A 21,134-nucleotide genomic window follows, 5' to 3' on the forward strand; every position below is an offset into this window, starting at 1 on the left:
TCATTAACTTAGTGTAATTATCGTGCCTGACACAAGGAGCTGTGTGCGGCAATAATATGCCAAACTGGTATGGATTCAATTTCACCCTCTAGCTGTGATGCATGAATATTCTAATTTGTGATGATTCGGCGCTCGCAAGGAATGCGTTAGCGCGAAGCATTGAACTACTTCCGAATCAAGCCTTACTGTTTGCCAAAAATGGTCGTGAGGCCTTGGAAACACTAGTATCTAATCCTATTGATGTAATGTTTCTTGATCTTACGATGCCAGATGTCGATGGTTATCAAGTTCTTGAAAATATGCCCCATGAACATCCAACCAAAGTGGTGGTGGTTTCTGGCGATGTACAAATTGAAGCCGAGACTCGCTGCATGAACTTGGGCGCTTACTGTTTCGCTCGAAAACCATTTTCTGCCAGTTATGCTTCTGAAATTTTTACTCGTTTGGGCTTAGTGTTTTCTTCAAATGGTCAACACATTGACACTGTACCTCCTCACGTAAAGTTTAAAGAACTGACCAATATTGCCTTGGGAAAAGGGGCGGCCATCGTTTCCGATGCTATCGGGGAGTTTATCCATTTACCTATTCCAACGGTGGGTAATTTAGAGCGCAATGAGCTTGAAATGATGCTTGGGGACTCTTTAAGTCGTGAAGATGTGGTGGCGGTCACTCAGCGCTTTGTCGGTTCAGGTTTCCACGGTGAAGCTCTGGTTTGTCTGCATGGAAATGGCATCGGCCGAGTTGGAGAACAGCTCGGATTTGCAACCGACGACAACTCATACAATGAGATTGTGTTGAATGTGGCCAACCTCTTTGTGTCTTCATTTATGCGCTCTTTGTGCGAACAGATGGATGTGGATATCTCACTTCGTCAACCTGTTGTTCTGGATGGAAAGAACATGTCCAGTAAAAGTACTTTCGATGATCAGACATTTACAGTTGAATTTGTTTATCACAGCGATCATGAATTTGAGTGCGAAGTGCTGTTTATGCTTGATTCTGAGTCAGAGGGAATGGTGAACCAAATCATGGAGTCGATATGAGTTTTGGCGCGGATCTGAATGTAGTAGAAGAGCTGCATTGGTATACACAAGTCATCGATACCATGGATGTTGGCTTGTTTGTTCTCGATCTTGACTTCAAAGTCGTGGCGTGGAATCGCTTTATGCAGTCATACAGTGGTATTGCGTCTGCCAAGATTCTGAATCAGAACTTATTTGATGTATGTAGCGGTTTGCCCCAAGCATGGATGGAAGCGAAGTTTCGCGCTAGCGTGTCACTTAAAACGAAAGGGTTCTCCTCGTGGGAAGATCGGCCGTTTATATTTGAGTTTAAGAACTACTCACCAGCATCACGTGGTTTACTGCAGATGCATCAAAACATGGTGATTACACCGTTGAGCTCACTGAGCGGAGGCGTGTCCCACCTTTGCGTGATGATTATTGATGTGTCCGACATAGCCCAGAACAAGATGCTGCTCAACGAGTCGAATAAGAAGCTCTCTTATAAAAGTCGAATTGATGGTTTAACGGGTCTTCTCAATCGTGTGAGCTGGGAACAAACTCTGGCCGAAGAGCTACAAGCTTTAAAACTTGATGAAGAGCGAACTTCAACCTTGCTCATGTTTGACATTGATTTCTTCAAGAAGGTTAACGATAACTACGGACACTGTGTTGGCGATGAGGTGATTCGTCATACTGCAGATCTTGCCGTGAGCTCTTCGCGTGCCACTGACTCGGTTGGTCGATATGGTGGAGAAGAGTTTGCCGTGCTGTTGCCCAATACCTGCCATGAACAAGCGATGTATTTTGCACAAAGGCTGCGAAAGCGAGTTGAAAAGAGTCAGCTTGAAACAGAACAAGGGACACTAAGTTACACGATCAGTGTGGGTATCTGTGAATATCGCCCAAATAAGCTTAACACCACGACAGAATGGATTGCAGCAGCCGACGAGGCGCTTTATGAATCCAAGCAATCGGGTAGGAATACCGTCTCGCTATATTGCCATGAATAATGAATGTTCTATAAGCTTTGGGCTGAAACTTTGAATTTCATACTTTAGGCGAATTGTCAGTATAGACTAGTCGGTTGGAGTAATTTGATAGCAACAACGTCTTTGGCCTTGCACGATATGTTCGGTGCGAGAAATTGAGCAGTCATCGCCAAGTAACTGCTGAAAAACTGCCAATTCTGACTGACATAGGCTTGGGCAGCGCGTTGCTGCCTTGCAAATTGGGCAATGGTTTTCGATCAAAACAAAGCCTTCATCGTTTTGCTCAAGTTCTGCCATGTAGCCTTCATTTTCACGCAGAGACACTAACACCGAGAGCTTTTCTTCAAGGTTAGAAGTCGATTGCATCGCTTGCTGATAGGCATCGAGCGTTTTGGCTTGACGCTCAGCCGTGACTTTTGCAAGTCCTTGAGCGCCAAATACTTCTTCGATTGCGTCAATCATTTGAATGGTCAACTCGCCGTGGCGATCAGTAAATTGATTATGACCTTTACGAGTCAAAGACCAGTGACGTGTCGGGCGGCCCACTTTTACTTTCACATCGTGAAACGCAAGAATGCCTTCGTCTTCCAAGCTTTGCAGGTGCTGCCGTGCACCCATGGTGGTGATACCTAGGTTCTCTGCAAGTTGCTTAGCGGTTACCGCTCCTTCCTTTTTTATGGTCTGTAATATCCGATCACTGGTTTTCATGCTGTCCCTCTTGTCTCTTGAGTATTATGTCTGATCCCATTAATAAAGCAAATAGTTGATAATTCTTGCTCTGAGCGGGGAACGAGAATTCGAGTTGAACTAGAAATAACGGTGACAAATGGGGAAGAGGCCATGAATTTTTTCGACTGCATCACACTTTTTTTTCGTTGCCCCCTTGGGATCACATCTCAAGCAACCCATATAGTTTGCACAAGCTTGTAAACCTAAACGCAATTTGGTTCAGAGCGCTCATTTGTTCTAGAGAACTGAGTTGGTTTAGAACACTATCAAATCACATGGAAATTATCAGGAGAGACGACCGATGAATATTCGTCCATTACACGACCGAGTAATCGTAGAACGCCAAGAAGTTGAATCAAAGTCAGCGGGTGGCATCGTTCTAACTGGTTCTGCTGCAGAGAAATCAACTCGCGGTACTATTCTAGCTGTAGGCAAAGGCCGCATCCTAGAAAACGGTAGCGTTCAGCCATTGGACGTAAAAGTGGGTGATACTGTTATTTTTGCTGAAGGCTACGGCACAAAAACAGAAAAAATCGACGGTAAAGAAGTTCTGATCATGTCTGAAAACGACATCATGGCGATCGTTGAATAAAAGCAATCGTTGAATAATTGAATCTGAATCACAACGAAAACGAAAATCGAATTTAGAAAGGAAATTAAACATGGCTGCTAAAGACGTTAAATTTGGTAACGACGCACGAATCAAAATGCTAGAAGGTGTCAACGTTCTGGCTGACGCGGTAAAAGTAACTTTGGGCCCTAAAGGTCGTAACGTAGTTCTAGACAAATCTTTTGGTGCACCAACTATCACTAAAGATGGTGTATCTGTAGCGCGTGAAATTGAACTTGAAGACAAGTTCCAAAACATGGGCGCGCAAATGGTGAAAGAAGTTGCATCTCAAGCTAACGATGCAGCGGGTGACGGTACAACAACAGCGACAGTACTGGCTCAATCTATCATCACTGAAGGCCTAAAAGCCGTTGCTGCAGGCATGAACCCAATGGACCTTAAGCGCGGTATCGACAAAGCAGTTGTGGCTGCTGTAGAAGAGCTAAAAGCACTTTCTGTACCATGTGCTGATACAAAAGCGATTGCGCAGGTTGGTACTATCTCAGCTAACTCTGATGCAACGGTTGGTAACATCATTGCTGAAGCGATGGAAAAAGTTGGCCGCGACGGTGTTATCACTGTTGAAGAAGGTCAGGCTCTACAAGACGAGCTAGACGTAGTTGAAGGTATGCAGTTTGACCGCGGTTACCTATCTCCATACTTCATCAACAACCAAGAAGCGGGTTCTGTTGACTTAGAAAACCCATTCATCCTTCTAATCGACAAGAAAGTATCGAACATTCGTGAACTTCTTCCGACTCTAGAAGCGGTAGCGAAGGCATCTCGTCCTCTGCTTATCATCGCAGAAGATGTTGAAGGTGAAGCGCTAGCAACACTTGTTGTGAACAACATGCGCGGCATCGTGAAAGTTGCTGCTGTTAAAGCACCTGGTTTCGGTGATCGTCGTAAAGCGATGCTTCAAGACATCGCGGTACTAACGGCTGGCACGGTTATCTCTGAAGAAGTCGGTCTAGACCTTGAGAAAGTAACGCTAGAAGACCTAGGTCAAGCGAAGCGCGTGACCATCACTAAAGAAAACACAACCATCATCGATGGTGTGGGTGAAGAAGCGATGATTTCTGGCCGTGTTGCTCAAATCCGTCAGCAAATCGAAGACGCAACGTCTGACTACGACAAAGAGAAGCTTCAAGAGCGCGTTGCCAAGCTTGCTGGTGGTGTTGCGGTAATCAAGGTTGGCGCAGCAACTGAAGTTGAAATGAAAGAGAAGAAAGACCGCGTAGAAGATGCTCTACACGCAACTCGCGCTGCGGTTGAAGAAGGCGTTGTAGCAGGTGGTGGTGTGGCACTTATCCGCGCGGCTTCAAAAGTTGCTGGCCTTGAAGGCGACAACGAAGAACAGAACGTGGGTATCCGTGTTGCACTGCGTGCAATGGAAGCGCCAATTCGTCAAATCACTAAGAACGCGGGCGACGAAGAGTCAGTAGTTGCGAACAACGTGAAAGGCGGCGAAGGTAGCTACGGTTACAATGCAGCAACGGGTGAATACGGTGACATGCTTGAGATGGGTATCCTAGACCCAACTAAAGTAACGCGCAGTGCTCTACAGTTCGCAGCGTCAGTAGCTGGCCTAATGATCACAACAGAAGCGATGGTAACAGACCTACCTCAAGGTGACGCTCCAGCAATGCCTGACATGGGTGGTATGGGCGGCATGGGTGGCATGCCAGGCATGATGTAGTGCGACAAGTGTCGCGCTGACTAAGGGTCGCGTAATGTGACCCTTGACCTAGACTGGCAGTTATGCCAGTCTAGTATTTAAAGACGCTTCTGAGGTCAAAAAGCCTAACTCCTATAATGGTTTAGGTCATGAAGCAAAGCCCTATTAAGGGACAAACCTCCCAGCCGAAAGGCTCATATAACACAAACTCAGCATTGCATCTGAATCACTTGTGTCACTTCTATGGATATACCGCCCTAAGCACCTAGGGTACCTCATACCTAGCTTAAAAGCGCCTCTCAAGTGCTAGTTTAAGCATACCCTCAAACAATGTTGCCTGTTTTTACAGCAATTCATTGCACTTAGCTGTGCGCATCAGCAAGCAATTAGCTTGTATCTCTCAGACTTGGGAAAGAGAAAGCCATCGGGGTGAGATCCGATTGTTTTCTATGCATATCTTTCCCCATCTTTAAGCTTGGTCAGTGTGACTTAAGCTCGTGTTTGTATTGTCTTGCTTCTGGTTACTTTTAGAATGACAAGACCAATCCTGTAGCGGATTGTAGCCTAGGGATACTGCGCATCTGGTAACGGATGGGTGGGAAGCTTCCTAACAATGTACTCCCCTTATAGGGCGATGTTTTCACGTGAGTGGATGTATCGGATTCTCGTAATGACAATGAGATGAGAGGCTAGGCTTGGTTGTATGGTTAACGTAAGTGAACTGCTGATAAACGGCGTGAGCTGAAACAGTGAAATGTCATTGATACACTGTGACCAAAAGGTATGTGGAATGGTTTGTCTTTTTACATCTGGGACAACGCTACCAACAATGCCACCGTCGAATAGGTAGAACCTAACCAACTGAGTACGAATACGAGAACTTGGTAAGCCCTATTATCTGCCCTTTGGGCAGGAGAACCGCAAGGTGAACTGTTGGATAAGAGGGTAAAGGAAAGTGGAGGAAGCGAATGCCTCTCTGTAATGGAGAGATTAGGGGTTCAGACTTTGCCTCTACCCGAAAGGGTGCAGACTTCCACTAGGTCTTTAATTGCGTGAAAACGTGTAAAGTCCAAATTATTAATATGGATAAACGGAAGCGATAAGCTTCTTCTACCTCATAGGGTTAAACACTTGCCCTATGGGCATCAGTGTACCTTGTGAGGCTACTCCATTAACCGATAAGGAGAAAAGCAAGGTGCACACAATCGACCTAGCGAATGTGTCTGCATTCTCCTACCCAGCGGAACGGTGGCACCAGATTGACTGGGAGCTAATGAACCGAAGGGTGAGAGGACTACAGGTACGAATCGCAAAGGCAACGAAAAACTCTGATTGGCGTCTGGTTAAGCGACTTCAACGCATGTTGACTCGCTCTTTTTCAGCCAAGGTAATCGCAATACGACGGGTTACTGAAAACAGAGGGAAAAACACGGCTGGAGTGGATGGTGAGCTTTGGAACACACCGAAACTCAAATGGGATGCCATCGATAAGCTAGAGCGCAAAGGCTACAAGCCCAAATCGCTAAAGCGAGTCTACATCCCGAAAGCCGACGGCAAAAGGCGGCCTCTCGGTATTCCGACGATGCGTGACAGAGCGATGCAGGCATTACACCTGCTCGCACTAGAGCCTGTCTCGGAAACAATGGCAGATCGAAATAGCTACGGCTTTCGTCCCCATCGCTCTTGCGCTGATGCTATCGAACAATGTTTCGTAAACCTCAGTCGCAAAGCTAGCGCCCAATGGGTACTAGAAGGGGACATTAAAGGGTGTTTTGACCATATCAGTCATGACTGGCTCATCGCCAACGTTCCTATGGACAAGGTCATACTGAAACGCTGGTTGCAATCCGGTTACTTGGAAAAAGGTAGCTTCAACCCAACGGATGCGGGAACACCACAAGGAGGTATTATCTCTCCGGTGTTGGCCAACATCGCTTTGGATGGCTTGGAAAAGGTACTCGAATCACACTTCGGTGAAAGAAACACCAAGAAAAGCTATAAACATAAAGTGAACTATGTGCGTTATGCGGATGACTTTATCATCACAGGTATCTCTAAAGAGCTACTTGAAAGGGAAGTGCTGCCCATCGTGAAAGCCTTCATGGCAGAGCGAGGTTTGGTACTTTCCGATGAGAAAACTCTCATTACACATATAGACCAAGGGTTTGACTTTCTGGGACAAAACCTACGTAAGTACAACGGCAAGATGCTTATCAAACCGTCTCGTACCAACGTGAAGGAGTTCCTGAAAGGCATACGAGAATATCTCAATGGACATAAGACAGCACCAGCAGCGGCAATTATTGCTAAGCTGAATCCGATGATTCGGGGGTGGTGTAATTACCATCGCTGGGTATGTTCGAGCGAGACATTTAAATATGTTGATCACCGGATCTGGAAAATGTTGTGGCGATGGTGCAGTCGTATCCATTTGAAACGTCGGAAACGCTGGATTAAAGCAAAATACTTCAAGACAGTTGGTGATAGAAAATGGGTCTTCAGTGCACCAAAGCTTGGCGAGCCGGGCGAGTGCCTCCGCCTAATATACGCCTCGCGTATTAAAGTGGATAAACATGTAAAGATAGTGGCAACAGCAAACTGTTACCTGCCTGAAAACGAGCAATACTTTGAACGTTTGAAGATGCGGAGATTGAAGAAGTCGATGCATGGTTATCTAAAGCTGTGGAGGATTGCCGAGAGGCAGAACTTCACTTGTCCTGTATGCCGCCAACAGTTCAACTCGGAAGACGATTGGGATATTCACCATATCATCAGACGAGTTGATGGGGGCACGGATAAGGTGTCGAATCTTGTGATGGTTCACCTGAATTGCCACAGACAAATTCATTTTAATTGAGTAAGTATTGAACAATAAAATGATACTGGTATAATGTACAGTATGAATTGAGCCGCAGTACATTCCTAAGGAGGTTGTTTTGACCAAACTTTTGAATGTCCTCAAATTGCACTTGGGAGTAGTAGATCCTGTGTTCTGATCGAGAGAGGCATCAATTGAGAGCTACCAGAAAGTGTTTATTCGAAGAGGCAGAGCTTGGAGAAAGCTACCTTGGGCTACTAACTAGGGTCAGACTGGAACGGCAGTTAAGTGGATCAGAAAATTGGATGCCTAGGCCTTCGAATAGGAGACAACCTAGACTGAAATGAACGCAAGTCTTTCTGCTGCTCTCACCTATCTGTACTTAATGCTGGGGCTGTTGTTTTGCATGGATGCCTAGCTGGTTTTACTGGAAGCCCTATTTTACTCAAACGAGGTATTTTATGTCTAAAGGTAAGAACCAATGGGTAGTTAAAGATGGCGGTAACTGGGCTGTGCGTGGAGAAGGGAACGAAAAACTCACTTCTAAACACGATACGCAAGCCTCTGCCATCAAAGCTGCCAAAGCCATTGCAAAGAATCAGCAGTCTGAAATGGTAATTCAGAGTAAATCTGGAAAAATAAGAGCTAAACACTCTTATGGAAATGATCCCTTTCCACCAAAAGGATGATCGTTGCTGGTCTATGTTCGGTAGACTTATAAAGCTTGAGCCGTATGCGGGGAAACTCGCACGTACGGTTCTTAGGGGAGGGGAAGTCAGTAATGGCTTCTTCTCACCCGACATCATTTTGCCAAAAGGTATAGTAGCGTTAGCTGTTATACCAACAGGACATAAAAATCAGGGCGTTTGCCTGATTTTTTTATTTTTACGTAGTTTAGATGTTTTTTTTACAAGAAATTAGCAAAGAAAACGGTCTATTCAATTGATTGTCTATTATTTGCTGCTTATATTAAAAACTCACATGATAATGATGATGTGTATAACGATAAACAATTAGAGTCTTATTTGGAGACCATCATGAAAAAAACACTAGCAACAGCAGCAGTGGTCGCTGCACTTACCTCTTCTGCAGCATTCGCAGAGAGCTCGCCAGCAATGTTCTCAACACTTGATGGATTTAACGCACCAGCGAAAGAGTCAGTTGGTGGTGTACGCTTGTCGGTTCTTCACGGTAAAGTTGATGAAGTCAAAGGTGTGGATTTCCCATTACTAGGTATGTCAGAAACAGATCGTACGACGGGTGTTAACTTTGGTCTGTTCCTTGGTGGTTCGAAAGTTAACGAAGAGATGAAAGGCGCATCCCTTGCGCTATTTAACTGGCAGGAAGGTAAAGCTACTGGTGTTAACTTGGCAGCAGTGAACATCACTAACGATGTGAATGGTCTAAACTGGAGTGCGGTTAACTACTCTGAAGGCCACACAATGGCAGATGTTGGCCTAGCAAGTATCTCGAAGAAGTCTAACTTCCAGCTTGGTGTATTCAATATGACTGAAGAGATCGACGGTGTACAGATTGGTCTAATCAACTGTGCAGACAACGGTTTCTTCAAGTGTTTCCCAATCATTAACTTCGCAAAATAATCAGCGCAGTTTGATTGAATAAACGAAAGGGCTTCAATTGAAGCCCTTTTTTGTGTTTGTCGTAATTGGAAGCTACAGAATGATGTCGCGTACTTCAGGATCTTTGCGCTCTAGGTAGTGCGTTGATTTGATGCGACGAATTGTGCGGCAGCGACCGCGAATCAGTAGCGTTTCAGTGGTTGCGATATTACCTTGCGCGAGATGCCTTCTAGAAGGTCACCTTTGGTGATACCCGTTGCGGAGAATACAACGTTATCACTGCGCGCCATATCTTCCATACGAAGTACGACATTGGCTTCAACACCCATCTCAGCACAACGTTTTAGCTCTTCTGCACCGTAAATACGGTTGTCTTCACTGTCACCTTTCACTTCGTGGCGCGGCAGTAGACGGCCATTCATGTCACCGTCTAATGCGCGAATAACTGCTGCAGATACTACACCTTCTGGTGCGCCACCCACGCAGTACATTACGTCAACTTCGCTGTCTGGCATACAAGTTAAGATAGAAGCAGCCACGTCGCCATCTGGCACGGCGAATACGCGCACACCGTGGCTTTGCATTTCGGCAATTATTGCGTCGTGGCGAGGTTTTGCAAGTGTGGTTACCACGAGCGTATCCAAGCTTTTGCCTAGTGCTTTCGCGATATTTTGTAGGTTTTCCATGATTGGTTTGTTGAGATCGATGCATCCTTTTGCACCAGGGCCCACTACCAATTTTTCCATGTACATATCGGGCGCTTTTAAGAAGCTGCCTTTCTCACCGGCTGCTAGTACAGCAAGGGCATTAGATTGGCCCATAGCCGTCATTCGAGTCCCTTCAATTGGATCGACAGCGATATCTACAGCGTCTCCACCAACACCGACATTTTCTCCAATGTATAGCATTGGCGCATCGTCGATTTCACCTTCACCAATCACAATCTCACCGCTAATTTCCGTTTTGTTTAGCAGGGTGCGCATAACTTCTACTGCAGCGCCGTCGGCTGCAATTTTATCGCCACGGCCAAGCCATTTATAACCAGCCAGTGCTGCGCCTTCTGTAACTCTTGAAAAGGCCATTGCCAGATCGCGTTTCATGATGACTCCAATTAAAAAGAGGGAAGAGGATATAAGGTATAGATTCGGCGCGATTTTAACATATCAAAAAGGAAACGTTTGCTTTTTTCGGCGAGTGAACTTGTACTCGATCAATTCACCGAGAATTATTCATTTACTGAGCCCATAACAGCGCTTAATCGCATGGTAAGTTATGGTGATGTCAATATAAGCCGTTTTTTTGACCATCCGACGTAAATTATGCAATTTAACAGGTGTTTCTCGCAGGCGTGCTGAGTAGAATGGGGTTATATGTGGGTGCACGCGCATTCCTAGAATGGATCAAACAAGGTAGGCTGACATGTCTTTTGAAGTATTAGAGCAACTAGAAGCAAAAATTCAAACCGCAGTAGACACAATTGCCCTTCTGCAAATGGAAGTAGAAGAGCTGAAAGAAGAGAAAGAGCAGCTAGCAAGCGAAGCCAATGAGCTAAAAGCTAGCCGTGAAGAACTTGAACAAAAAGCGCAGCAAATGCAGCAAGAACACGCAGCATGGCAAGAGCGCATCCGTAACCTACTGGGCAAAATGGACGAAGTTGAGTAATCCTCAAACGACGCGTGTGATTCTTTTCTAACAAGTGTTCAATTAAGCACTTTGTCGATTAAGAAAGCCAAGAATTGAAAATGCCAATGGTGAAAACCATTGGCATTTTTTATTTCAGACATTTTTGCATCAGAAGAGGGGGAGCTGACTAGCCGTTATTAGGGCGCACGCCCAACGTGTGGCAAAGTGCGTAAGTCATTTCTGCACGGTTAAGCGTGTAGAAGTGGAAATCTTTTACACCTTCACGGCTTAAGATTCGCACCATGTCGATGGCTTGACTAGCACCGACCAACTGACGCGTCGTTGGATCGTCATCTAAGCCTTCAAACTGTTTAGCCATCCAGCCTGGTACTTTCACTGCATTTTGGGCAGCAAAGCGAGAGGCTTGTTTGAAGTTGGATACTGGCAGGATACCTGGAACGATTTCTACATCGATACCCGCTGCCACACAGCGATCGCGGAATCGTAGGTAACTTTCCACATCAAAGAAGAACTGGGTAATGGCGCGGTTTGCACCCGCATCAACTTTGCGTTTTAGGTTCAGAAGGTCAGCTTGCGCACTTTTCGCTTCTGGGTGAACTTCAGGAAAAGCAGCCACAGAGATATCGAAGTCGTGACGCGCTTTTAGTAGCTCAACAAGGTCAGAAGCGTACATGTCTGGTGCACCGCCGCCTGGTGGGATGTCACCACGCAGTGCGACAATACTCTTGATGCCGTTGTTCCAGTAATCGTCGGCAATTTGGATAAGTTCTTCACGAGAGGCGTCGATACACGTTAAGTGTGGAGCGGCAATCAGACCAGTTTGGTCTTTGATCTCTTTAATGATTGAGTGTGTACGATCACGCTCACCAGAGTTAGCGCCATATGTGACAGAGACAAACTTAGGTTGAAGTGTCTTAAGACGGTGTACAGAGTTCCAAAGTGTCTCTTCCATTTTCTCGCTGCTTGGCGGAAAAAATTCAAAAGACACATTAATGTTGTCTGAAAGCTCAGCCACATTTTGGTTCAAAGCGTCAATATGACCTGCGTGTGTATAACCCATCTTACTCTCCCTTCAACTAGCAAGGCTAGCTGCTCAATATCAATTCCGTAATTCGACGTTTAGACGTCTATATGTCCACAGAATGTAATGAATACGATTTAATGTCAATAATGTGATTATGAATTTTTCTCATGTTGACTATGAAAATAGTCTAAGAAGAGTCAGCACTAGAAAGTGAGGGTAAGGAGCGCTAGGGGATAAGCCAGCAAAACTCACTTCAGATAAGTGAGTTTTGTGGCTCAAATCGGGATGATTACAGCAGGCTAGAAAGTAAGTTAAGGTCTGACTGGATAGCGCCAGCTGTGACTTCTCGGCCAGCACCTGGGCCACGAATCACGAGCGGGTTATCCCTGTACCATTTACTTTCGATGGCAAAGATGTTGTCGCACGGAAGTAGGTTGGCAAGAGCATGCTCTTTTGCGAGCGCCTCCACACCTACGGTAGCAACGCCGTCTTTTTCCAAACGCGCGACATAGCGGAGAACTTTATCTTCGCGTTGTGCTTTTTTCAGAATTTCGGCCAACTGATCGCTCAGAAGCTGGCCTTTGTCCAAAAAGTCATCCAGTGATAAATCGGCCAGTTCAGCAGGAACTAAAGATTCCACTTTGACGTTTTCTGGTTCGATTTCTAAACCTGACTCGCGAGCAAGAATGACGAGCTTACGCATGACATCAGAACCATCCAGATCGGCACGAGGATCGGGTTCGGTTAGACCTTGCTGCCAAGCTAGGTCGACAAGCTCCGCGAATGGGACACTGCCATCATATTGTTGGAATAGCCAAGACAAAGTACCTGAGAAGATTCCAGATAGCGCGACAATTTCATCACCACTTTCACGTAGATCGCGAACGGTGTGGTTGATGGGTAGACCCGCACCAACCGTGGCGTTGTATAGCCAATGACGATTGATTTTAGCGAACGCATCTTGAACGGCATGGTAGTACTCACTTGCCGCTGAGCCTGCGACTTTGTTAGCCGAAATTAGATGCAAACCTTGCTCAGCAATCTCTAGGTACTGCTCTGCCAGCACTTTACTGGCGGTCACATCCAAGACGATAGCATCGTCGTAGCCTTGTAGGTTACCTAACTGTTCTATCCACGTTTTACCATCGTTGGCAATGGCTTCTTCGTCGAAGTGGGCACTTACTGTTGCTGCATCAATACCTTTTGGATCGAACCAGTAGGTTTGACTATCCACAACAGCAACCAAGTCAAAGCTCATACCACGGCGTTTTTCTAGCTCCACTTTCTGCTCGGCAAAAAGGCTCAGCCAGCTTGAACCGATATTGCCTTTGCCACAAAGCGCAACCGCGACGCGTTTCTGAGCCTGAAACAGTTGGCTATGCACTTGTTTCACTAATTGATCGGTTTGTGTCGTTCGCAGAACCGCAACTAAGCTTAAGCCCGATTGAGACTCTGAAATAAACTCGACAGGTGATGACTTCAACTGCTGATAAAAGCCATAACAGTGGTTAGCATTCTTAATCACGCCAGCACCTACCGCCGCAACCAGAGAGTAGCCCTCTTTGAGTTTGATTTCTGCTTCTATCGCTGCGTCTTGCAAGTGACTTAATGCACCGCCAGCAATCTCAGCGGTATAGGCTAGGCGAATGCGGAATTGGTCTGGTTGAGCCTCAAAAGCAAGTGGCTCTAACTGAGCGCGTTTGAGGCTATTGAGCAGCTCTTTCTCTACACGTTCGAAGTCGTGACCATGGCCGAAAGTGAGTTGAATCAGCAGCACTTCATCAAGAGAAGTGATGATCTTCGCGCCGCGACCGGAAGCCAATACACGTTCAATTCGAGTTGAGCCTGACTCTGGCTGGTAGCTGCAACGTAGGTGTAAGTCCATGGTGCTTTGAGCTACAGGCTGCAGTGTACGGCTATGTAAAACAGGTGCGGCAAGACGAGCTAGCTCACTGGCTTCATCTAAGCGCAGTAGTGGTAGCAAGCAAGCATCAGAGACTAAGCGAGGGTCTGCGCTGTAAACACCCGCAACGTCACTCCAAATGGTCACACGAGAGACTTCAGCCAGTGCGCCAATGACGGTTGCTGAATAGTCTGAACCATTGCGTCCAAGCAGCACGGTTTGCCCTTGCTCGTTTTGCGCCATGAAGCCGGTAATCACCACTCGATGGTGCGCATGTTGAGCCAACACTTCTTTCAGTAGCGGGTAAGAGTTACCTCGGTCAACTTCTGGTTGAGTGCCAGCTTCTGCTCTCAAAAAGCGCGCGCATCTTGTGCAACGGCAGCTAAGTCTTGCTCATTGAGCAAAGCGGCAAGCAGCCTTGAAGACCAAACTTCACCGTGACCTAGCACAGACGCTTTTTCTGCTTCAGAGAGCGGAGCCACCAGTTCACCAAGCGTACTGAATTCATCGATAAGCTGGGATTCGAGTTCCTGCTTGAGCTGGGACGTCAGCAGATTCTCAATCAGGTCGATTTGAAAACGTTTTAGCTCTTGCAGTGCTTCGTGTGCAAGGCGGCCGTCTTTGCTTAACGCTTCGATAAACTCAATCAGTTTATTGGTGGTTTTGCCAGCGGCAGAAACCACAATAAGATCTTCGCTGTCGGAATACTCTTTTAAGATATTGGCCACACGGCGGTAGCATTCTGGATTGGCTAAGCTACTGCCACCAAACTTGTGTAGTTGACGAGAAGCGGTCATTAACGAGCTCCTTGCGTGCGCGTTTGTTCAAATGCTTGTCTAAGGTCGTCAATCAGATCGGTGGCATCTTCCAAGCCAACAGAGAGGCGAAGTAGGTTTTGAGACACGCCAGCTTCTTCTAAGGCTTCTTCACCCATCGCTCGGTGTGTCATTGAGGCTGGGTGGCAGATTAAGCTCTCAACGCCACCTAGGGATTCTGCAAGTGAAAACAGCTCTAGCTTACCAACGAAGTATTTGAGATCTTCAAAGCTGCCTGCGAATTCAAAACTCAGCATGGAACCAAAGCCCGATTGCTGTTTCTTGGCAATCTCGTGGCCTGGGTGCTGAGGAAGACTTGGATGGTAGATGGTGCCTACTAACTCTTCAGTTTGTAGGTAGCTGAGAATTTCTGCTGAGCTTTCTTCGTGTACACGCATGCGCGCACCTAGAGTACGAATTCCACGTAGCGTCATGTAGCTATCAAATGGCGTACCGGTCGCGCCAATACAGTTGCCCCACCAAGCGAGCTCTTCCGCATGTTCTTCGGTTTTGGTGATCACTACACCACCAATCACATCAGAGTGACCGTTGATGAACTTGGTTGTTGAGTGGATTACAAAGTCTGCACCGAGCTCTAAAGGCTTTTGGAACACAGGAGTCAAAAAGGTGTTATCCACGGCAATCAGTGCACCAACGTTTTTTGCCAGTTGGCAGACTTTTTCAATATCGACCACGCGAACCAGCGGGTTTGACGGTGTTTCAATCAAGATCAGTTTTGGTTTTTTTGCGATTGCAGCTTCGAGCTCTTGGTCATTAGATTGGTCAACAAACTGGACTTTGAAATCGCCTTTGTTTGAGCGGGTATTGAAAAGGCGGTATGTGCCACCATAGCAGTCATGCGGTGCAACGATCAGGTCATCTGGGCCTAGGAAAGCAGATACCCATAAGTTGAGGGCAGAAGTTCCGCAGTTGGTCACTACGGCGCCTTTACCAGACTCTAGTTCAAAAAGGGCAGTTTCAAGCAAGCCACGGTTTGGGTTGCCGGAGCGGGTGTAATCGTATGTTGGGACTTCCCCAAACGCAGGAAACCCGTAATTTGTAGAAAGGTAGATAGGTGGCACAACCGCGTGGTGTTGGGTGTCTGATTCGATACCAGTACGTACGGCTATAGTGGCTGGCTTGCGTGTGCTCATAGGTGTTTCCTTTCAAACAGTAGTGACTTGTTAGGGGGAATAGGCTATATCTAATGTTCACTAGAGATAGAAATTCCTTTTCTATTAACACTACTTTAACTGTCGAATTTTGAGACGTCAACACTTCTAGACGTCTATATGTCTTTGCTTGTAGCCTTAAATGCCGCTAAAATTCACACTCTCTATTTTTAATAACGATAAAATTGAACGAAGGTGCGCAATGGCAGACTGGAATGGCGAATATATTAGCCCGTACGCTGAACACGGTAAGAAAAGTGAGCAAGTGAAAAAGATCACGGTATCGATTCCACTTAAAGTACTTAAGGTGTTAACGGATGAGCGTACTCGTCGCCAAATTAATAACCTGCGCCACGCAACGAACAGTGAACTGCTGTGCGAAGCTTTCCTACATGCTTATACCGGCCAGCCATTACCAACAGATGAAGATCTGCGTAAAGACCGTCCAGACGATATTCCAGCTGAAGTGAAAAAGCTGATGACTGAGATGGGTATTGAGTTTGAAGCGTTTGATGAAGAGTAAGTAAAAATAGCACCTAATTAAAAACGGCTTACGAGATATCGTAAGCGTTTTAGTTTGTGCGCGGTTTGCTACGAAAAAGGTTTAACCTTCCATGTAGCCTTCTGGCATTTCAATTCGAGCAACACCTGAATCTACCGCAGCCTGTGCTACTGCCTTTGCAACGCGAGGAAGCAAGCGTGGATCCATTGGCTTAGGTATGATGTAGCCCTTACCAAATTCAAGATGCGTTTCACCCGCCGCTTTAAGTACTTCTGCTGGTACGTCTTCTTTTGCTAACTGGCGAATGGCTTCAACAGCCGCTAACTTCATCTCGTCATTGATTTCGCTTGCACGAACATCTAGCGCTCCACGGAAAATGAATGGGAAACACAGTACGTTGTTTACTTGGTTAGGGTAGTCACTGCGACCCGTTCCCATAATCAGATCGTCACGAACTTCATGAGCCAGCTCTGGCTTGATTTCTGGATCTGGGTTTGAACAAGCAAACACAATTGGCTTTTCTGCCATTAGTTCAAGTGCTTCCGCTGGCAGTAGGTTAGGGCCTGATACGCCAAGGAATAGGTCTGCACCAGCGATAACATCTTCAAGTGTGCGCTTGTCGGTGTTGTTCGCAAATAGCTGTTTGTATTCGTTCAGATCGTCACGACGAGTATGAATCACGCCTTTACGGTCAAGCATGTAGATACGCTCACGCATTGCGCCACACTTAATCAATAGCTCCATACACGCCACAGCCGCTGCGCCTGCACCCAGACAGACAATGGTGGCGTCTTCTAACTTTTTACCTTGAAGTTCGATCGCATTAAGCATACCTGCAGCGGTAACAATCGCAGTACCGTGCTGATCATCATGGAAAACTGGAACGTCACAACGCTCGATTAGGCGACTTTCAATTTCAAAACAGTCTGGTGCTTTGATGTCTTCTAAGTTGATGCCACCAAAGGTGTCTGCGATGTTGGCAACCGTATCCACGAACTCATCGATGGTGCGGTGCTTCACTTCGATATCAATCGAGTCTAGACCTGCAAAGCGTTTAAATAGTAGCGCTTTACCTTCCATGACGGGTTTCGATGCGATAGGGCCAAGGTTACCTAAACCAAGAATCGCAGTACCGTTAGATATAACCGCGACCGTATTGCCTTTTGACGTGTACTTGTAGACGTTATCCACATTCTGCGCAATTTCACGGACTGGCTCTGCAACACCAGGCTGTATGCGAGCGCCAGATCTTCTGCAGAATTAGCAGGCTTTGTTACTTCAACCGCAATTTTTCCTGGGGTTGGGTAAGCATGGTAATCCAGTGCTTGTTGGCGAAATTGTTCTTCAGCAGAAAGTTCTTGGGAATTAACGTCTTGGCGATTGTCATCAGGCATAGGGGCGATACTCAAAAAAGTTATAATGGGAAGAGGAAATTCTAGTTTAATTGAAGCCGCTCAGCCTGCCTAGATGATAATGCGAGGGAAATCATCAAAATGCCGCAATTCGCTACTGATAAGACCAGAGGTGTGTGAACGCGCTAACTTTTTGTAGTGAGTAAAAATAAATGACTTGTAAGGATATGAAATTCAACACTTAATGCGTTTGAAACGATGTATCACTAGGTATTTAGGCAACAAAAAAGGACGCCGTAGCGTCCTTTTTTAAATCATAACGATAGAAAGAATTACTTCTTACCGCTTGATAGAGCACCGAAACGCTTGTTGAAGCGATCAACACGGCCGCCAGTATCAACGATACGTTGCTTACCAGTGTAGAACGGGTGACATTGGTCACATACGTCTAGGTGGATAGATTCTTTTGCTAGAGTTGAGTTGAACTCAAAAGTGTTGCCGCAAGAACAAGTTGCTTTTACAGCTTTGTATTCTGGGTGGATACCAGCTTTCATGGGATAACCTCAAATTGGGCCGTGTCGCCATCCGATTCTATGCCGGACACCACACGTAGTTAATAAAATTTACTTATTGCGTACCGCTACGACATCCAAAGATGAAGTGAGCCATAACGCTAAGGCGCAGTATAGTAATGAATCCATTGGCCGTGATCAACCAGTTTGCTAACTTTTTCACCAATTATTCGCATTACACTTCTAAATAGACCTTGGATGAGGTGTTTTAATTCCTTCTCATCTTTGAACGGGATTCGAAGACTCTCATAGACCGCCTATCCAAAGCCCTTTAAACTAACGGTATCTCATTGTTCTATAGCTGCTGATTTTTATGCGTCCAACTATCGCTCGTGTTGCTTTGCCTGTTCCTTTGGATAAGCAGTTCGACTACTTGATCCCTTCTCATCTGTTTCCAGTTATTGGGGTGCGCGTTTCTGTCCCTTTTGGCAGGCAGACGCTGGTGGGCATTGTGACCGAGCTTGTGAGCGAATCGGAATTCTCATTAGATAAGCTAAAACCGATCAAGCAGCTTCTCGACACCGCACCCGTCTGGCCCCAATCTTTATATGAGCTTTTACAATGGTGTAGTCGTTTCTATCAATACCCTTTGGGCGATACTTTATGTAATGCACTGCCTAGCGCTTTGCGTAAAGGTAAGGTCGCTGATTTCACCTCAATTGTTGAATGGCAACTTACTCCCACGGGCAAAGATCAACTCATGGTTGGCTTTGGGCGTGCAGTTAAGCAAGGGCAAGTGGTTAAGCTGTTGGAGCATGGGCCTCTTTCGCACCAAGCTTTACTTGATGCGGATGTGAGTTCAACTACACTCAAAGCCCTTCAAGAGAAAGGTTGGGTCGAATCGAAAGAGACCAAGCCCATATTCAAGCCTTGGTCTCGCGATGTTGAAGCTAAGGTTGAAAAGCCCAAGCTCAATGAAGAGCAGGCGATTGCGATTGCGACGGTAAACAGCAATCCAGAGTTTGGCTGCTATTTGTTAGAAGGGGTGACAGGTTCCGGTAAGACAGAAGTGTACTTGAACATGATCAAACCTGTGCTTGAAAAAGGCAGGCAAGCCTTAGTGCTGGTGCCAGAGATTGGCCTAACCCCGCAAACCATCAATCGATTTAAAAAGCGTTTTGATGTGCCTGTAGAAGTGATTCACTCGGGTTTAAATGACACTGAGCGCCTTAACGCTTGGCTTTCTGCGCGCGATAAAGTGGCTGGCATCGTGATTGGTACTCGCTCTGCGCTGCTAACGCCGTTTGCTGATCTTGGCATTATTATTGTCGATGAAGAGCACGATGCCTCTTATAAGCAGCAAGATAGCCTGCGTTACCACGCTCGCGATGTTGCGATTATGCGTGCTAATAAAGAGCAGATACCGATTGTGCTCGGTACTGCGACTCCCGCGCTGGAAACACTGCACAATGCGCAAACGGGTAAATATCACCATTTAACATTGACCCATCGAGCGGGCGCAGGTACACCAACAACGAATAAAGTGCTGGATGTAAAAGGCCTTTATTTAGAAAGTGGACTATCGGCCCCTTTGATTGCAGAAATGCGCCGCCACCTTGATGCCGGAAATCAGGTGATGCTGTTTCTGAATCGTCGTGGTTTTTCACCCGCTTTGATGTGTCATGAATGTGGTTGGATTGCAGACTGTCAGCGTTGCGACGCTTACTATACCTATCATCAAAATAGCAATGAGATCCGTTGTCATCATTGTGGCTCCCAGCGGCCAGTGATTCACCAATGTCAAAGTTGTGGCTCGACTCATCTAGTGACTGTCGGAGTGGGAACAGAGCAGCTTGAAGACCAACTTGGCAAATTGTTCCCACAATATAAGACGATCCGCATCGATCGTGACAGCACTCGCCGTAAAGGCAGCCTAGAGTCTGCACTAGAATCGATTCGCAAAGGTGATTACCAAATACTGATTGGGACACAAATGCTGGCTAAAGGGCATCATTTCCCAGACGTAACATTAGTCGGATTACTTGATGTGGATGGTTCTTTATATAGTAGTGATTTTCGCGCTTCAGAGCGTTTGGCTCAGCTGTTTATCCAGGTGGCGGGTAGGGCGGGTCGTGCCAGCAAGCCAGGCGAAGTGATTCTGCAGACGCACCACCCAGAACACAGCTTATTACAAGCTCTGCTGACCAAAGGCTATGGGGACTTTGCTCAAACCGCGTTAGAAGAGCGAAAAATGGCGATGCTACCTCCGTTTTCGTATCTGACCATGATTCGCGCCGAAGCGAACGATTCTAAGTTGGTGGAGGACTTTTTGCGTCAGGTACGCCATACCTTGGAAGCGCACCCGCTATTTGATGATTACTGCATGGTACTGGGCCCAACGCCGGCCCCGCTTGCCAAGCGAGCGGGTAAGTCCCGTTGGCAATTACTGCTCCAAACGCAATCTCGCCCGCTGATGCAAAAAATACTCTACAGCGCCAAGCCCGCGATTCATCTTCTGCCGAGTGCTAAGAAAGTACGTTGGTCCATGGATATCGAACCGCAAGATCTTAGTTAGTGTAAATTTTATCCAAACGCAAACGATTGGCATTTCTCTATCATTCTGATAGTTATGTTAATTTGAAGAGATAATTAAATCTGTTTTATTGTGATTGAAATCACAAATGTTGTGCAATTTTTGTTAATCTCCCCGTAACTTTATCCTCTGAAATGAATACACTAGACTTTGCTCACGTTTGTCGAGTGAAAAATGACTAGAACAAGTTTCAGCTTGTCTTTAACCCA

14 protein-coding genes and 3 pseudogenes are annotated in these 21,134 nt (G+C 46.2%); 10 read left to right on the forward strand and 7 right to left on the reverse strand.

All coding sequences use genetic code 11. The features are described from left to right. Window positions 1-101 precede the first annotated feature (101 nt). Both UA76_RS18310 and UA76_RS18315 read left to right on the forward strand, forming a co-directional pair. Window positions 102-1,043 carry a response regulator gene (locus tag UA76_RS18310; RefSeq protein ID WP_047049173.1) on the forward strand — a complete coding sequence of 314 codons (942 nt, stop codon included), beginning with the start codon at window positions 102-104 and terminating at the stop codon, window positions 1,041-1,043. Next, window positions 1,040-2,014 (forward strand): sensor domain-containing diguanylate cyclase, encoded by a 975-nt coding sequence (locus UA76_RS18315; RefSeq protein WP_047049176.1) that lies wholly within the window; start codon window positions 1,040-1,042, stop codon window positions 2,012-2,014. The genes UA76_RS18310 and UA76_RS18315 overlap by 4 nt, the downstream gene beginning before the upstream one ends. A 66-nt stretch (window positions 2,015-2,080) precedes the next feature. Here UA76_RS18315 and UA76_RS18320 read toward each other — a convergent pair whose 3' ends face one another. Beyond that, the gene (locus tag UA76_RS18320; protein WP_047049177.1) at window positions 2,081-2,701 is read right to left on the reverse strand and encodes a helix-turn-helix transcriptional regulator; all 621 of its coding nucleotides are present in this window, start codon (window positions 2,699-2,701) and stop codon (window positions 2,081-2,083) included. Between the two features lie 322 nt (window positions 2,702-3,023). Here UA76_RS18320 and UA76_RS18325 point away from each other — a divergent pair, with 322 nt between their 5' ends. From UA76_RS18325 to UA76_RS18350, 5 genes are all read left to right on the forward strand, one after another. After that, window positions 3,024-3,314, forward strand: coding sequence for a co-chaperone GroES (locus UA76_RS18325; RefSeq protein ID WP_047049180.1), 291 nt, complete (start codon window positions 3,024-3,026; stop codon window positions 3,312-3,314). Between the two features lie 70 nt (window positions 3,315-3,384). Next, a complete protein-coding gene (gene groL / locus UA76_RS18330) occupies window positions 3,385-5,031 on the forward strand; it encodes a chaperonin GroEL (protein ID WP_047049181.1) in 1,647 nt (548 codons plus the stop codon). 1,174 nt (window positions 5,032-6,205) lie between these two features. Further along, on the forward strand, window positions 6,206-7,867 hold the full coding sequence (ltrA, locus tag UA76_RS18335) for a group II intron reverse transcriptase/maturase (RefSeq protein WP_047049184.1): 1,662 nt from the start codon (window positions 6,206-6,208) through the stop codon (window positions 7,865-7,867). A 422-nt stretch (window positions 7,868-8,289) separates the two neighbouring features. Then, window positions 8,290-8,517, forward strand: a complete 228-nt coding sequence (locus tag UA76_RS18340; protein ID WP_047049187.1) for a DUF2188 domain-containing protein — start codon at window positions 8,290-8,292, stop codon at window positions 8,515-8,517. Window positions 8,518-8,865: 348 nt separating this feature from the next. Then, complete coding sequence (locus UA76_RS18350; RefSeq protein WP_047049193.1) at window positions 8,866-9,429, forward strand: VC2662 family protein; 564 nt, start codon at window positions 8,866-8,868, stop codon at window positions 9,427-9,429. 72 nt (window positions 9,430-9,501) lie between these two features. Here UA76_RS18350 and glpX read toward each other — a convergent pair. Next, window positions 9,502-10,508: pseudogene (gene glpX / locus UA76_RS18355) on the reverse strand (class II fructose-bisphosphatase). A 319-nt stretch (window positions 10,509-10,827) separates the two neighbouring features. Here glpX and zapB point away from each other — a divergent pair. After that, on the forward strand, window positions 10,828-11,070 hold the full coding sequence (zapB, locus tag UA76_RS18360; protein ID WP_047049195.1) for a cell division protein ZapB: 243 nt from the start codon (window positions 10,828-10,830) through the stop codon (window positions 11,068-11,070). 148 nt (window positions 11,071-11,218) lie between these two features. Here zapB and metF read toward each other — a convergent pair whose 3' ends face one another. From metF to UA76_RS18375, 3 genes and pseudogenes are all read right to left on the reverse strand, one after another. Beyond that, on the reverse strand, window positions 11,219-12,112 hold the full coding sequence (gene metF / locus UA76_RS18365) for a methylenetetrahydrofolate reductase (RefSeq protein WP_047049198.1): 894 nt from the start codon (window positions 12,110-12,112) through the stop codon (window positions 11,219-11,221). A gap of 253 nt (window positions 12,113-12,365) precedes the next feature. Then, window positions 12,366-14,776: pseudogene (locus tag UA76_RS18370) on the reverse strand (bifunctional aspartate kinase/homoserine dehydrogenase II). Further along, window positions 14,776-15,948: an O-succinylhomoserine (thiol)-lyase gene (locus tag UA76_RS18375; RefSeq protein ID WP_047049201.1), complete on the reverse strand. Its 1,173-nt coding sequence runs from the start codon at window positions 15,946-15,948 to the stop codon at window positions 14,776-14,778. The pseudogene UA76_RS18370 and the gene UA76_RS18375 overlap by 1 nt, the downstream one beginning before the upstream one ends. A 220-nt stretch (window positions 15,949-16,168) precedes the next feature. Between UA76_RS18375 and metJ the strand changes: the two genes are divergently transcribed. Continuing rightward, window positions 16,169-16,489 carry a met regulon transcriptional regulator MetJ gene (gene metJ, locus UA76_RS18380; RefSeq protein ID WP_004415993.1) on the forward strand — a complete coding sequence of 107 codons (321 nt, stop codon included), beginning with the start codon at window positions 16,169-16,171 and terminating at the stop codon, window positions 16,487-16,489. Window positions 16,490-16,570: 81 nt separating this feature from the next. Here the strand turns inward: metJ and UA76_RS18385 are convergent. Together UA76_RS18385 and rpmE are read right to left on the reverse strand one after the other, a co-directional pair. Beyond that, window positions 16,571-17,862, reverse strand: a pseudogene (locus tag UA76_RS18385) (malic enzyme-like NAD(P)-binding protein). Window positions 17,863-18,152: 290 nt separating this feature from the next. Beyond that, window positions 18,153-18,374 carry a 50S ribosomal protein L31 gene (gene rpmE / locus UA76_RS18390; protein WP_047049208.1) on the reverse strand — a complete coding sequence of 74 codons (222 nt, stop codon included), beginning with the start codon at window positions 18,372-18,374 and terminating at the stop codon, window positions 18,153-18,155. A gap of 331 nt (window positions 18,375-18,705) precedes the next feature. On the opposite strand from rpmE, the gene priA reads away from it, so the two are divergent. Beyond that, window positions 18,706-20,907, forward strand: coding sequence for a primosomal protein N' (gene priA / locus UA76_RS18395; protein WP_047049211.1), 2,202 nt, complete (start codon window positions 18,706-18,708; stop codon window positions 20,905-20,907). The last annotated feature ends 227 nt before the right edge of the window (window positions 20,908-21,134 follow it).

It is taken from the genome of Vibrio mexicanus (assembly GCF_001012815.1).
In the GTDB taxonomy this organism is placed as follows: domain Bacteria; phylum Pseudomonadota; class Gammaproteobacteria; order Enterobacterales; family Vibrionaceae; genus Vibrio; species Vibrio mexicanus.